12 protein-coding genes are annotated in these 15,205 nt (G+C 33.5%); 6 read left to right on the top strand and 6 right to left on the bottom strand.

Going from position 1 to position 15,205, the window contains the following annotated elements; genetic code table 11:
* Window positions 1–423: 423 nt before the first annotated feature.
* Window positions 424–603, top strand: coding sequence for a hypothetical protein (locus BIV59_RS15100; protein ID WP_071352279.1), 180 nt, complete (start codon window positions 424–426; stop codon window positions 601–603).
* 181 nt (window positions 604–784) lie between these two features.
* Here the strand turns inward: BIV59_RS15100 and BIV59_RS15105 are convergent, their stop codons facing one another.
* From BIV59_RS15105 to BIV59_RS15115, 3 genes are all read right to left on the bottom strand, one after another.
* Complete coding sequence (locus BIV59_RS15105; protein ID WP_071352280.1) at window positions 785–2,149, bottom strand: recombinase family protein; 1,365 nt, start codon at window positions 2,147–2,149, stop codon at window positions 785–787.
* On the bottom strand, window positions 2,146–3,555 hold the full coding sequence (locus tag BIV59_RS15110) for a recombinase family protein (RefSeq protein ID WP_071352281.1): 1,410 nt from the start codon (window positions 3,553–3,555) through the stop codon (window positions 2,146–2,148). Before BIV59_RS15110 ends, BIV59_RS15105 begins: the two co-directional genes overlap by 4 nt.
* Before the next feature lie 145 nt (window positions 3,556–3,700).
* Window positions 3,701–4,105: a recombinase family protein gene (locus BIV59_RS15115; RefSeq protein ID WP_071352282.1), complete on the bottom strand. Its 405-nt coding sequence runs from the start codon at window positions 4,103–4,105 to the stop codon at window positions 3,701–3,703.
* A 486-nt stretch (window positions 4,106–4,591) separates the two neighbouring features.
* On the opposite strand from BIV59_RS15115, the gene BIV59_RS15120 reads away from it, so the two are divergent.
* Window positions 4,592–5,185, top strand: a complete 594-nt coding sequence (locus BIV59_RS15120; RefSeq protein WP_071352283.1) for a hypothetical protein — start codon at window positions 4,592–4,594, stop codon at window positions 5,183–5,185.
* A gap of 137 nt (window positions 5,186–5,322) precedes the next feature.
* Window positions 5,323–5,535 carry a hypothetical protein gene (locus tag BIV59_RS15125; RefSeq protein WP_481747438.1) on the top strand — a complete coding sequence of 71 codons (213 nt, stop codon included), beginning with the start codon at window positions 5,323–5,325 and terminating at the stop codon, window positions 5,533–5,535.
* A 269-nt stretch (window positions 5,536–5,804) separates the two neighbouring features.
* Here BIV59_RS15125 and BIV59_RS23710 read toward each other — a convergent pair whose 3' ends face one another.
* A complete protein-coding gene (locus tag BIV59_RS23710; protein WP_170846166.1) occupies window positions 5,805–5,966 on the bottom strand; it encodes a hypothetical protein in 162 nt (53 codons plus the stop codon).
* Window positions 5,967–7,718: 1,752 nt separating this feature from the next.
* On the bottom strand, window positions 7,719–10,055 hold the full coding sequence (locus tag BIV59_RS15135; RefSeq protein ID WP_071352286.1) for a hypothetical protein: 2,337 nt from the start codon (window positions 10,053–10,055) through the stop codon (window positions 7,719–7,721).
* Window positions 10,056–10,258: 203 nt separating this feature from the next.
* Between BIV59_RS15135 and BIV59_RS15140 the strand changes: the two genes are divergently transcribed.
* Entirely contained in the window at window positions 10,259–11,515 is a 1,257-nt protein-coding gene (locus BIV59_RS15140; protein WP_071352287.1) for an AAA family ATPase, read from the top strand.
* A complete protein-coding gene (locus tag BIV59_RS15145) occupies window positions 11,502–12,131 on the top strand; it encodes an RloB family protein (protein WP_071352288.1) in 630 nt (209 codons plus the stop codon). The genes BIV59_RS15140 and BIV59_RS15145 overlap by 14 nt, the downstream gene beginning before the upstream one ends.
* A gap of 733 nt (window positions 12,132–12,864) precedes the next feature.
* On the opposite strand, the gene BIV59_RS15150 is transcribed toward BIV59_RS15145, so the two are convergent.
* Entirely contained in the window at window positions 12,865–13,758 is an 894-nt protein-coding gene (locus BIV59_RS15150; RefSeq protein WP_071352289.1) for an AbiTii domain-containing protein, read from the bottom strand.
* Between the two features lie 418 nt (window positions 13,759–14,176).
* Here BIV59_RS15150 and BIV59_RS15155 point away from each other — a divergent pair, with 418 nt between their 5' ends.
* The gene (locus BIV59_RS15155) at window positions 14,177–15,193 is read left to right on the top strand and encodes a hypothetical protein (RefSeq protein WP_071352290.1); all 1,017 of its coding nucleotides are present in this window, start codon (window positions 14,177–14,179) and stop codon (window positions 15,191–15,193) included.
* The last annotated feature ends 12 nt before the right edge of the window (window positions 15,194–15,205 follow it).

A 15,205-nucleotide genomic window follows, 5' to 3' on the forward strand; every position in this document is an offset into this window, starting at 1 on the left:
TATTTATACTTATAGCTACCTTTAGAATCAACTGCATAAAACCTCTGTCACAAGTAGGTATCTATTAAACCTTTGGGTTGTCGAGAAGAGTGCATGTACTGCTATAGCCGGCATTCAATCCATTAGCCGGCTATGACACTGATATACGTAAAAGGGCTACGGTAAGAAATAAACATTCACAGCTTTCAATCGAAGCTTAAATTTACAGTACTGAATCATTGTTAATGCTTGCTGCTTCCCGGAGCCTTGGAAGATGGTAAGTCAAATTTACTCGTGTTATGTTTAACTTTTTTATCTCGTCCCTATTGAAATTATACAAAAAAATGGGAAGTTCATTATAACCAACTTCCCATTTAATTATACCTTATTTGATATAAGATTCGTACAACCTGTCTATACTATTTGCAGGAGGTGGCAAATAATATGGATAGCAATAAACAACCAAAAAAAGATGAATTAGAACAAAAAGAGTGGGTTGGCCGTTTTCTTAACTACCCACCTAAGTCTCAAATTGAATTCCTCTTACGTCATCAATTAGAAGAAAGCATACGTAAGAAAGTAGAAGACGAGATATTAGGTGATAACAAAAACGAACAACCCTAAGCTTAGTGGAGAAGAAGCTGGTACTTCTTCTCTTTTTATTATTGGATTCTTTTCACCTACTAATACTTCTCAGTGAAGTTGAACTTTAAATTAACACACCCTTAAATATGGTTCATTCCCTTTTATTTCAAATTTCCCTCAATTATTATTACAGAGCCAAAGAAAAAAAGAAGTTCCTCCTTTAAAGAGGAACCTCCCACGTTAATATTTTTATTTCTCCAATTTCATCAACTGTAAAAGTAAACTTCTCTTTTTTTAACCTTCTTTTTAGTCCTTTAAAGTCTTTCTCGTTTATCATCTGTCCATAGCTTTCATTAACCAGATCATTTTTGATTCTATATTTTTCTTTCTGCAATTCTGATTGGATTACTTGAGCATCTTCAATGGTTTTTAGAAATGTCTTTTTTGTAATCTTACCAAGCGCAAATTTAGATTCATTTTCCTTCAAGGAATTTTGGATTTGAATCTCTAATTGCGTATTTTTTATATCATCTTCAATATTTTCTTGGTCAGGATGTTTAAGGGATTCTAAGAAAGAAAGAAGCTTATTATCCACTTCATTTAATACAAACCTGCAACAAGCTTCCCTTCTTTCCTTCGGAACATAAGAAAAATACTGATTTTTATCTCCAGCGCTAGTAATGTTTTTACCGCAAGGACATTTCATCAAACCAGAACATAAATAAAAGGAATTTTTAATTCTTTTATGGCTTTTATCCCATTTTATTTTTGACTTATTAAATTCCTCTTCTGTTATTATTGCTTCATGAGGAACTTTTGATTTTTGAATATACTCAATATGGAATGAACCATCCTCGTGTTTTATTTCATTTTTGCTATAGATATAGCCTGTATAAGTCTTATTCTTTAAATAGTTCCATATTCGCTGCGGATACATTTCAGGCTGACCTTCATATAATGGATTTCGGTTTAACTCTGTTATAATGTGAGTTATTTTATAACCGCTATTATACATACTAAATATTTTTTGAATAACCTTTGCTTCTTCTTCAACAACTACCAGTTTTAAATCTTTATCTTTCTTGTATCCGTAAGTAGGAGTTGACGGGCATCTTCCAACTTCCACAGCTGCTTTCCTTCCATCCTTTAATCTCGTTGTCCGCTGTTCATTTTCTAGCTCTACTTTTATGGCTGTCATGGATAACTCCAAAGCACTGGTACATTCTTCAACTATTCCTTCATATAAAGCAATAAACTGCCGGCCATCCCTTACTAGCTCGCGAATAGATAAGATATACTCAAAGGAATCTCTTGCAAACCTATCCGCAAATGAAACGATTACCATATCAACATGTTCATTCTTTACAATCTTCTTCAATTTATTATATTGATCACGATTTTCTGTATACCTACCTGTTTCCGCTTCATCAATGAGAGTATATTTTAAAAAGATTTGATTCCTCTCACAGTACTTCTTGATGTCGCGAATCTGGTTTGGAATGCTGGTTTTAGGATTTACAATCCCGCTAGTACGTACATAACTAACAGCTATTTTCTTATATAGCAGAACATTATTTCCTATCAATATTGTTCTCCCCCTTTTGCTTCATATTGGCAAAATAGAAGATTGTATGTATTTGTTTCCAAATTAATTATCACTACATAGGGCAGCATGAGAAGATAAGGCTTCAAATCAGATATGATTGATTCTTGACCTAAACTTCTAATAAGTCGAATTCTAGCTTCTTCAAAGTAGAGTTGTTTCATTAGAGAGCAAGTCTCGTTTTGATTGATGCTTCTCATATTATCTAAACGCTTTTGGGGTATATATGATTCTAACTCATCGATTTCTTTGAGGATTACATTTAATCTTTCCATCTTCTGAACAATAAGATTCTTCCTCTCACTGTATCGATTTAATAAACCTTCCATTACTTCAGCTTTATTTGGATTAAAGTCGATGTTGTTTACAATATAAGTTTCTATTTCACATTGGATGTCATTTAATAAAGAAACAGAATCGCTCTGAATATTGCAGGTTAGGCACTTTACAACGTTTCCATCTAATTGGAGGATCGTTGCACAGTTTTCACACACTAAATAATGAGTTATTGATATATTTCTTTTCTTTCGTCTTCCCACTGTTCCATATTTAAGCTTTTGTTGAACTACCTCAAAAAGAAGGGGATCAACTAATACTTCGATATTGGCATCTTCAATAAAGTATTCTTTGTTACCTTCCTTAAAGTTTCCACTTAGCACACCACAATATGTTTGATTCTGCAGAACATACCGAACTGTTTTATGAGACCACTCTGCTTGATAGTATCGAGTAAGCCCAAAATGTTGATTTAATTGTTTCGCTATTTGTCTTAAACTCATACCAAACAAGTAAGCATAATAAATAAACTGAACAATTTCTAACCCCGTTCTCTCTTGTATATCCATTGTATTTTGTCTGGTAGCTGCAACTAAATGTTGTTTTGACCCTTTGGTATATCCAATTGCAAACTTTCCATTTACAAAGACACGTTCATTTATAGTTTTTGTTTGTTTACCCTTACTTGTTCGTTCTAGTAATTGCTTTTTGGTATCTTCTGCCACAGCAGTCCAAATCAAAAAATGCACCTTAAAAAACTGATTATTTGAGTCGATATTTTCGGAAAGAAAATAAATACGATCAACGTACTTTTCCATTGTTAAAAATGTATTAATATTACCTCCCAAATCCCTGCCCAGTCTATCAATGGAATAAAGGACCACTTCATCTATTGTGTTGGGATTTTCCTCAAGGTACTGTAGCATTTCTTTCAGCTCTGGCCGATTTGTATTAGAACCTGTATAGCCAACATCAGTAAATTCCTTTACAATAACGTGGTTATTTTTCTCAGCATAATTTTGAATTGAGGATGATTGATAACTTACACTTTCCTCATCACTCAACCCTTTTACAGTAATGGATTTCCTGTAATAAGGAATGATTCTACCCATACAAAATTCAACCTCCGGTTATCCTCATTATCCTTCTGATGACACTTGTCAGTTACTATACTTTCAGGCTTCAGCATTGGTTTAATTGCTAAATATCCTAGATTTGTTTTATGTCTGTTATACCTTTCTACTAGCTGTATCCTTGTTACTTATTTGTCTCAGCAACAGCAGTCCAAAGCAAAAAATACGTCTTAAAAAACTCCTGTTTTGAGTCGATATTTTCTGATAGAAAGTAGATCCGTTGAACGTTCTTTTCTACTTCTAAAAATGTCTTAATCTTACCTCCCAAATCCCTACCAAGTCTATCTATTGAATAGAAGACAACCTCATCTACTGAGTTAGGGTTATCCTGAAGGAATTTAAGCATTTCTATCAACTGCGGAACGTTTGAGTCAGAATCTGTAAAGACATCGGTAAATTGTTTTTCGATCACAAGATTATTTTGCTCAGCATAATTTTTAATTGAGGACAATTGATGACTAACACTTTCCTCACCATTAAAACTTTTCGCCTTACTAGACCCTCTTGAATAAGAAATAATTTTGCCCATACTTGATACCTCCAAATTAAAGATTGTTTTTCAAGAAACAATACTATCCAGTTGGATTCAGTTGTATACAAGTTCTATTTCTTTTTTGTTCTTCCCTTACTTTTGTTATTCCTATAACTTTTGAAATTACTTAGCCTTAAACCTTCATATCTAAATTCAATACCAACTTTTAAGATTCGAAGTCTGAAAATACAACTATGAACAACTTGTATACAACAAATTGCTACTGGACAATATTTAAGCATTGCTATTCAAATAAGGTGGTGTGATTGATTTTTATAAATTAATTCTCTACATACGCATTTTTATTTGTCTGCCTGTTGCACAGTTCTATTCAATCGCAGAGCTGATTTACAAGTAGCGTATTGAGACGTTTTCAATTGTAACTTTGGCATTTTGGTTATCCGTTTTCACGAATTAATCAGGAGAATATTTAACAAAAAAAGAAGGGTAAGTAGCAACTATGGCTATATGGAGGTGTTTTATATGGACAGAAACCATCAAATTAATAATAACTTTAAGAAGAAATATGAAGAGCTAAAAGAACTTATAGTAAAACAAGAGAGGATGCTTGAAGAATTAAAAAAAGTTTATCGTGACAAAGATCTCAATACTCTTTCTTTATACAATATAATTAGGCATCTTATTGAACATGGGATTTCAAAACAAGAAATACTTGATATAACTGGTATTTCTTCAGATCAATATGACAGCATTGTTAAAGAAAAAACAATGTTGCAGCTCCCTTACATTTATTTAATTGAAGAAGAGACGAAGGAATTTGATACACTCATGCAAAAGATACAAACTTCTAGTGATATTTATCAGCTTATTGATCCAATTAAAGAACAAGAGAGAATTGGCTTTATTCATAAGGTGTTGTTAAGACTTAAAACCGATTACGATAAAATAAAGAGAGTTGAGAATAACGATTCATATGAAGAACTTATCGATCAGTTCGTCGAGAAGGTAAACTTAAACCAACAAGCTAAAAGTGTTTATAAGGCTCTTGTCCGGATTTTTGGTAATGAACTAAAGAGGAAACGAGAAGAAGTATGGATTAAATTTTCCGACGATTAAACTAGAGCGGTTTATAAAAATTTAGAATACTCTGCGTAAAGATTGGTGAATAGAATAGAATCATTAACGGCTTTTATCAAGCAAATATTATGGAGTTACTTTAAACATGCCCAAAGGACTTAGAGGGAGGAAAAAGTTTGATGAAGTTTGTTTTTTTCCATGATACAGGGCGAATCGTTCGAATACATCCAGCCACTTTCGTTCACGGCTGTCAAGGCGAAAAGGCGGCTATTAATCCTCTAGAAGAGCGTTTGTTTCTTCTAACTCAAGGGACTTATGCTGCAATTAAGCTTTGGGATTATGGAGAAGACATTGGGTTACAATTGCTAGTATCCCCTCGTTTTGATTGAGTAAGGTGTGTAATAAGGAGCGGAAGTCATTCACCCGTTCCTTCTTCCTCCTATCCCCCTACTCTACATACATTCACATTTCTTCCGTAGGTTTTCAACAAGCCGGATGTCAACTTCAAGGACAGAAGCGATCTCTTGATCATCTCAGTCTGAATTTTTTGACCTTGTAAATAATTTCTTGCTGCATTGCCGCTTGAACATAAATAAAGGCGACTCTCTCATATAATTACCCCCGTTTATTTTCAAATTGTAACAGAAAGGCTTTTTATTTAATTTTCCTCTATCTCTATACGGCCATCTGCATACTCTCTAACGGTATTGCCTTTCTCATCCATATAAACAATATAGGTACCATGTAACCTTGCTTCTTCCCTTGCCTTTTCCCCGGTCTTTTTTATTATTTCCTTGAGGGTATCACGGTCTATATGCATCAATGTTTCCTCCACAATTGCTTTATCGTTTACTTATATTATTAAAGATAAGAAAGAAAAAGAAAAGCCCTGTAGATTTTTTGACTCTACAGAGCATTTCCTCTAAGCTATCAATCTTCGAAGTCTTCGGGGAATGACAGGCACCCATCCCTATTGACATCTTTACCTTGTCTTGAAAAATACTTAAACATATAATTTCTTGTTTTCTCTTTGCAGACAAAAGCTTTACAGTCTACTGGTTATCAATCAAATTTTAATTGCGCCGATATAATTTATGAGGTGATATGGAATGCAGATAGATTTTAGCCCTTTAAAGCCATTTATGGATGATTTATTTATTAACCTTTTATTAGTTCTTTTAGTTCCCTTTGTACTTTCAATGGTAATAGGACTCATACTTTTAAAATTCAAAATCCCTAGAACTATCGCATCTACAATTACAATATTTTTGTTCATCTATGGAGCATATAAAATTTTAATTATGATAACCGTTTAGATGCCATGTACAAGAGAATTGATAGTGCAACGTATTTGGATGGTTGACGCCATCCTTTTTAAATTTCAAGTTAGCTAATGTTATTCTTCTAATGTTCGTAACAATAGATTTTTCCTTTGAACTTTTGGTTTGATAAACAGAAATTTTTAACCTTCTTAGATACTATCTTTTCGCACATACAACACTTTTTACGTTCACTATCCTTCTCGTTTACTTGATTCTTCAGCTTAGAAAGGAAGGTGTTATGCGTTTGTCGTTCTGAAATTTCTTCTATATTTTCTCTAAACAGACTATGATATATCGTGTCGACATCTGTATCAGTCAATAGCGGTTCGGTCTGTTTTAATTTTATTACAGCAATCTTTCTATTGATGTACTCCAATAATTCGATAATTCGATATCATACATAACTAACTCATTGGAAGAAATGTGCCTTAACTCAGGATCCACCTTCAGGGTACATCTCTTTGTAAATGATACTAAAAAGATAAATAGTCCATGATACTGCTTATTGATAAGTGGCTTGATGCTTTCAATATGACCATAATTCTAAACTAGCGGATTCAACATCTTAAATTTTCCATTTATAAGCCAGCTCTTTTGTTCCTTCTTACCGTATATAGTTCCATGTTTAAAGCTTTTTGGAAACTGGGCTAGTTGAATATCCACTTTATACTCCCCAATAACTCCTTTTCTCTATGCGACTTTTTCACTTTTTTCACTTTGAGCTTTTTCCTTTTGATCCGTTTTTTTGCCTGTTGAAGCTTTATTAAAAATGTTGGTAATAAATTCCACTCGATTCTTCCCCTCATGTTTTATATCGATTAGAAGCGCCACTCTTTGATTACTTCTAATTAATAACAAAAAAACAGAGAGCTATGCAGCCCTCTGTTTTCTTTTACACCTCATAATTATGTGTATGCGTTATGAGTGTACATCAATTGTAAATTTTTATTATAGAACTAAAAAGGAAAAACTCCGCAGAGATTTCTCTCTACAGAGCTTTACTATAAATATTAACACCCCATAAGATTTTGCACGAAGGGAGTAGTGCAAATAACCGTAATAATTATGAGGTGTAAAAAATGGGAGATATCTCAACAAACGTTTACCATTTTCTACACCCCATAAGTTTTATATAGCCAGAAGCAATACACAACGCAACATTATGAAATGTACCAAATAAAACCTGATAATTATAAGAAAAAGTCTGCCTGTTATAGCAGACTTTTTCAATTTTACTTTAACACTTACTATTATTTAATTGTAACAGTGAATGTTTTAGCAGGTAGGTTGCCAACCTCAACTTTAACCTTAACAGTATCCCCAGCTTCTAGACCAGAAACAGCAGCTGAAGAAGTACCGTTATCAGAAATAGCAGCAGCATGAGTTGTATCAGCATCTACTAAGTTTGAGAATGTTAATACTACGTCACCACTTGGAGCTACGGTTTCATTTCCATATTGATCTACATAGTATAAGTTATTTTCTAATACAGATAGGTCTAATGTGTCAGTTGCTCCAGCAGCACCTGTAAGATCTACAATATTAGAATCATTTGTAGATGTTGAAGCTTCATAAGTTAACGCAGTTAGAGCAGTACCTGTAGATGCTCCATTAGAAGTAACACCTACGCTTGCATCAGCTTTGGCAGCAGCTGAAACTTTTACAACTTTAGTAAGAGTAGTAGCATTTGCATCAGCAACAACTACTTTGAAAGTAAAGTCTTTAGTTTGTGGAACATCAGTTGTAGTAGCATCATCATCAATATCTGTTAATGCATTAGTTAATGTTACAGTATTGTTGTTTGTGCCACCTTTTGTAAATCCAGTAGGTAAGACTAAGTTATAATCACTTGAATTTAATAGTGTTTTTGAGCCATTAGCTTTTACACCATATACTTTCAAGCTAAATGCACTAGCGTCTTTATTCTCAACTAGGCTAGGAGTGCTAACTTCGTAACTAGCAAATTCACTTACAGCAACTCTGCTGAATACTACATCCTTAGATGTAGAAGCAATAGTAGATGTACCTCCATTAGTAGAAAGTGCAAATGTTAATTTCTCTGTATTATTTAGGTCACCAGCTGTTTTTGCAGAAACATTGAAATTAGCAGTGCTTGCTGTAATTACTTGTGTTGCAGTATCCACAGAACCAGAAGCACTTGTAGTTACTTCAAATGGAGATTTATCTGATGAGTCTACTGAACTTTTTAGAACAATAGAGTTTCCAGCATTAGCATCTAACCATGCGTTTACATCAGCATCACTCATCACACGACCATATTGGTCTTCAATCACTAAATCAGAAGCTGTGATATCTTGAGATAGACCATTGCTAATCTCAGTTTGTACTCCCTTATCTAATCCAGTAATTACAGACGGTGCTGCTGCAGTTCTTACTGTATAGTTAGATGTTACAATTTTTTGTGTTGGTACAACAGTTACAACTGCTACGTTTGGTCCTACTGAAGGATTTGATACTTTAAGATAGACTTTTCCATCTACTTTAACTAATGTATTAACTCCAACATTTAAACCACGAGTAGGGCTATTTAGGACATCTAAATCAGTAATTTCATTGCCATTGTTGTCAAGAGCAGTAACAGGAATTAAAGCATCTTCACCAGCAGCTACAAGTTCTGGTTGACCAAGTGTTACAGTGTAAGCACGAACACCTTCTGCAACAGTAACATTAGTAGATGAAGATTTACCTGTATTTTTAGCAATTAGTGTTACAGTGGAAGAACCAGCCTTTAATCCAGCTACAGGAGTTGTAAGAGGAATCAACACTTTTCCATCAACAGTAGTTGTATCTAAAGCAGGTGTTTGAGTGGAATCATCTACATCAATAATAGTATTGTTTGATTCACTAACAAGTAAAGAGCTTGCATTTGGATTGCTAATTACTTTTCCGTATTGATCTTTAACTTCTACTTCTAAGAAGAACTTATCTTTAGAAAGGTCAGTTGTTTCATTAAGTGTTTTACCGTCCTTGTTATAAACACCCTTAATTTCAACTGAAGATTCTACAGATGAAGAAACAGCAGTAACCACAGCAGATGTGCTTACATTTGAATCTACATTGATTAATGTAAATGCTACTGTTTTATTAGTTGTAGTATTATAGCCATCTAAGAAGTTAATCACACCATGTGCCTGATCAACTGTACCAGAAGAAGTTACAACAGAAGCAGTTTTTGTGATATCTTCGCCATATTGGTTTGTAACTTTATATGGAACACTAACATCATCCGCAGTTGAACCTGCATTAAGATTTGTTAAAGGAATTTCATTTGATAGTACTTCAATTTTAGCAACCTTTTCATCTTCAGTTTTTACTGAACCAGTTAAAGTTTCATCAGTTACACCAGTAACAGAAACTGAATATTCACCTTTTGTAATTTTGCTTGTAAGTTCAATAGTAGCTGTCTTTTTATCAGCACTGAAAGAGATATTAGAAGAGTTTACTTTGAAACCATCTTTCTTCAATTCAAATGCAGCTTTTGTATCATCAACAGCTTTGCTGAATGTTACTTGTAAAGATTTTGAAGTAATCGCACTTACACTCAGTTTAACTACAGTAATGTTCATATACGGTTATTTATCGCAAAGAAAAGAAAATCATTTTGATAAATCGACTAATATTTCTTTAACAGTATTCTCTACTTACCATTCAGTTCTTATACATGTAATCATTTTCGCGAATTTCGTGAGAAAATTTCTCACAAAAAAAGCGTATTTCTTTATATAAATGTATATAATATAGTTAGGAATTTACGAAAGAAGGGATAATTTTGCTCATTACATTTAATGTAAAAAATTTCATGTCTTTTAGGGACGCTACTACATTAAGTTTAGAATCTGAACCCATTACGGAACATGAAGATACCCATACTTTTGAACATCAAGAAACCAAGCTACTTAAAACCGCAGTAATATATGGGGCTAATGCAAGTGGAAAGAGTAACTTATTAAAAGCAATGAAGGTAATGCGGGATTTAATACTTAATTCTTCAAAAGAATCAACCGCTACTGAAGGCATAAATGTAACACCCTTTCTTCTTAATACTCACTCAGCAAATGAACCAACAATATTTGAAATAGAATTTATACACAAAGACCTTATTTATCGATATGGGTTTAGTGTTGATAAGAAGAAAGTTCATGAAGAATGGTTATATTTAAAAGAATTGAAACTTTTTGACCGTAAAGGTAATAAATATGACTTACCTAAGTCATCCCCTTTTCATAATGAAGGTAAAGGATTACAGGCAAAAACTAGAGACAATGCTTTGTTTCTTTCAGTTGTAGCCAATTTTAATGGAAAAATTGCATTAGATATTCAGTCCTGGATAGAGGATTTTAAATTTATATCAGGGATGGATAATAGAAGCATGAACCAAATTGGAGATTTGCTCGATAAGCCTAGTTATAAAGAGAAGATATTAAAATTAATAAGGGCAGCAGACATTGGAATAGAGGACTTAAAAGTTGAAGAAATTGAATATACTTTCGGAGATTCTGTATTACCAAAGAATTTTAAGGGTCAAATTTTGTATAGTGTTAGAAAAACATTCAATGAGGAGGAACAAGAGGCAGGTCTACAAACTTTTGATGTAAGATTATCAGAATCTGAAGGCACTAAGAAATTTTTAGCATTAGTTGGACCAATAATTGAAATACTCGAAAACGGCGGTGTCTTGTTGGTTGATGAGTTAGATGCCAAGCTACACCCTCATTTAACCAGAAAAATTGTTGAAATGTTTAATTCTTATGATGTAAATAAGAGTAATGCACAGTTAATATACGCTACACATGATGTAACTAACCTAACTAACAAGCAATTTCGTAGAGACCAACTTTGGTTTGTAGAAAAAGATAGGATTGGTTCTTCAGAATTGTTCTCATTAGCTGATTTTCGTGATGTTGATGATAAGAAAATTCGAAAGGATGCTTCCTATGCAAAAGACTATATGTTAGGTAAGTATGGTGCTATCCCTAAATTTCACTCTTGGAAAAGGGCTTTGGAGGATAATAATGGGGAGTCATGACTTTTTTAAAAGAAAAAGGAGAACTGTTTCAAGAAAAGAACAAAGAGACACATTCCTAATTGTTTGTGAAGGAGAAAGAACGGAGCCCAACTATTTTAAAAAATTCCCTTTAAAAAAAGATGTCATTGAAGTTGACGTTGTAGGGGAAGGAAAAAATACCCATACTCTTGTTCAAGAAGCAATTAGACTACAAAGAGAAGCCGAAAAAGAAGGGACACCGTATAACCAAGTCTGGGTTGTATTTGATAGAGACAGTTTCCCAGTTGTTAACTTCCAAAAAGCAATTGAGCTATGTGACTCAAATGGAATAAAATTTGCAGTTACAAATGAGGCTTTTGAACTTTGGTATTTGTTGCATTATAACTACTACGACGCAGCAATGTCTCGTACTCAATATATTGACAAGTTAACAGAGCTAATGCAAAGAAAGTATGAAAAAAAACAACAAGACATATACGAGTTACTAAAAGACAAACAAGAACGTGCAATTAAATTTGCAAAAAAACTTCAAAAACATCACTATGATATGAAAGGTTATCACGATTTTTGCAATTCAAATCCTATTACAACAGTATATGAATTAGTCGAAGAACTAAACAATTATATTGGGGACTAGACACAACTTTCTTTTCTTTTAAAATTGTACTTTTCCAAATTATTATTTGTTTTTGTCCTGATAGTATTACTTTCTAATTAATTATCATACTCCCAAGACCCACTTGTCCGGCTCATAAAGCAGGGACATCAGTTACCAGCAGGATATTATTACCTTGTGTCAAATCTTTAGATAAAAGACGAATGATATCATGAATGATGATTGATGTTTTACAAAGCCTGTTTAATGGTAAACAACCTAACCATGAGGATTTTGAAGTAACAGAAGAAACTTGGAACGCCACAGCTTCATATCTAAAGAATGAAGGTTACATCAAAAACTAACTATCTCACGTAATACAAAGTATTTGTTTGCTGAGTTAACTGAAAAGGGCAGAAAATATGTTAAAAAAATAGCTCCACAATAAATCTGACGCTTTATTTTCCCCTTAATCTTTTTTACTTGAGTTTCTAGTTATCGGTAATAGCCCAAATTTAGCCTATTATTGATGGTAAAACCATGACACGAATGCATTAAAATGGATTTGAACAATATGAAATATATAAGTAGTTCTATCCCTAGAGACTCATTCAAGGATGTTTCCTTCCATATCCAAAGATTAATTTTTCTTCGGAATGTGGAACCAACAGCATTCTGAAAGCATTCGCGTAAAGACAACAGACGAAGGAATTGAACTACAAAACATGCCGATTATGATAAAAGGGAGCATCCATTTGGAGCTCCCTTTTAATATTTAGAAAGATATTTTATCAATCATGAACATTAAACCAGAAGTAGCAAGGTTTACTCCAGCTCCCTCAAGCATAGTCCTAATTGATTGCAACGAATTTTTTACAACTGATGGTCTAGGTTGTGCAGTAACCAATTCGGCTTGAATAGTTTCAACTTCAGTCTCAACAACGTTTTGCTGTGGTTCTGTAAGTCCAGCCTGATTAATGTTTTCTTTAATCTTTGAGATTAAATCCGTTAATTGTCCAATATCCATTGAATTGGTCATTGTTTGTGTTGAGTTTAGGGTGTTTTGTTGAAACTGCACTCCAGAAGTAGGAGCATAGAAATTTGTAATATTATAATTGTGCTTACTGGCTTCTTTCTTTTCATTATCACTGAAACTTAATCCTTCTCCCATTATACCGTCCTCCTCTAATTTCAAAGCCCATTCTAAGATTATATTCCTAACAGTCTCTATTATTTGTTGTGCTTGCGATTTACCAAAGCTCAAGTGAAATTGTGCTGGCTCCCCAAAGTAATCAGACAACATGTTTTGTACCCCTTGTGGTAATAGAATGGCTAAATCATTGCTGTCACTTTTCACTAAATTTTCTATTTCCGAAACAGGTTGAATAATCTCGTTCTTTTGAAGGATTTCCAAGATTTTTTCGTCTTGAATAATTACGGGAGACCAACCACGATAAGGGTTAAACCATTGTATTACTCCAACTACTTCACGATAATCTGGAACCTCATTTCTGTTTACTTTATATCCATTCATTTCTTGTGAAATCCATGCCTCAAATTCTCCAATTTTGAGCTTTCTAGCAACTATTAATGATTTTCTTAACAAGTCGGATATGTTTGTAGTTGAATTCATTGCTTCCCTTTGAAGCTCCAAAACGATAGACTCCAACATTGTCCCTCCCCAATTTACTATAAACCTATTATATACAAAAGTTTCCATAGTGAACCAAGAATATGGTCTAATAAACATGGTGAATTTTTTGTTTATTCTTCTATGTTACTACACAAACCGGAAAGCCCATTTGACAAAGAAATATATAAGAAATTACTAGGCAATGTGTGACGATAAAGGTCAGAAACTGGAGGAATTCTTCACTAAACTCTTTCATACCTTCCCCCGATATATGCAAATAATTTTTATTTGAACCTTCCTTACAGCTCAATAAAATAAAATTACTTTTAATTTACATTTCATATCTTTTATTCTATTTTTTAAAAATTAATAAGGCTAGTTTATATATAAGTAACGATGTGGGTATATTTTTTTCTCAAGAAGGTAAAAATGACATGATAAAGGAGGAAAGGATGTGGAAGATAAAATGAACAATCTGGTAAGCGAATGCAAAAATGTTGCTGAATTGTTTACTAGAATTCAGTCTGAACTAGCAAAAACAGATACAGAATTGGGAGATATCCTTGGAATTAGCCCAAAGTATTTACCCCAAATAAGGAAAGAAGGGGGGAAAATCCCGTCTGACACTGTCATGTTAGCATTCGCAAAACATTTCAATGTAAGATTTGAGGACTGTGTTGAATTAAGGATTAGGTCGTTACGAGAGAGGAAAGAAAAGGAGGAGCAACATCATATATCAAACACAAATGAAGAAAACGAAGCAAATTCAACTGAAAGCAGCTTAGCTCCGATTAAAACTACATCGGTGGACACCCCTTTTAACTATGATGTGCAGCAAGCAAATGTGATTCAGAAATTAAATCCTGGTTATCCAGAACAAATGGGAGAAATCAATGATGTTAACAATAAAGAAACCAACAAAAGGAAACTGCTAGAGTGTTATATAAAACATTTAGAAAGCTTTTCGTTTGAGATTTTGGAGGAGTACGTTCCAGTTGCCTATCAGAATTTAGATATCTTGATTGGTAGTAAACAAAAGCGGGTTACCCACTCAGAATTCAATAAGATGATAATCAACATAAAACACAAGTGGGATGAACTATGCAAAAAGCCCAAATATAACACTGACCCCCACGGTGAGTTTAAGGTTGATTTTAGTGGTGTTCTTGAGTTGAGTAATGAAAAAGTTCCTTTAACCTTAACAGCTGACAAACGACATATTTGTATTACAACAAGAGCTCAAGATAAGAATCATATCCAAGAATTTATCAGAACTGTACCAGGGATGTTAACAAAAGAAGATGGTTATGGGAATCTTGGTTCTATTTTTCACAACACTCCTGTATACCATGTAAGAATATTCAATGCTGGTCCATTAAAACTGGAGATTGAAGCCCAGCTCACTGCATTAAATGTTCCAATGACTAAGCTTGTTTTTGAGTCTAATCAAATTGAAAGTTTATTCAACTAATATTAAAAGGAG

The organism is Bacillus sp. MUM 13, assembly GCF_001866725.1.
Taxonomy (GTDB): domain Bacteria; phylum Bacillota; class Bacilli; order Bacillales; family DSM-1321; genus Peribacillus.

Coding starts and splice junctions, on each gene's coding strand:
- BIV59_RS15100 (WP_071352279.1), top strand. CDS start 424: ATGGATAGCAATAAACAACCAAAAAAAGATGAATTAGAACAAAAAGAG.
- BIV59_RS15110 (WP_071352281.1), bottom strand. CDS start 3,555: ATGGGTAGAATCATTCCTTATTACAGGAAATCCATTACTGTAAAAGGG.
- BIV59_RS15115 (WP_071352282.1), bottom strand. CDS start 4,105: ATGGGCAAAATTATTTCTTATTCAAGAGGGTCTAGTAAGGCGAAAAGT.
- BIV59_RS15120 (WP_071352283.1), top strand. CDS start 4,592: ATGGACAGAAACCATCAAATTAATAATAACTTTAAGAAGAAATATGAA.
- BIV59_RS23710 (WP_170846166.1), bottom strand. CDS start 5,966: ATGCATATAGACCGTGATACCCTCAAGGAAATAATAAAAAAGACCGGG.
- BIV59_RS15135 (WP_071352286.1), bottom strand. CDS start 10,055: ATGAACATTACTGTAGTTAAACTGAGTGTAAGTGCGATTACTTCAAAA.
- BIV59_RS15145 (WP_071352288.1), top strand. CDS start 11,502: ATGGGGAGTCATGACTTTTTTAAAAGAAAAAGGAGAACTGTTTCAAGA.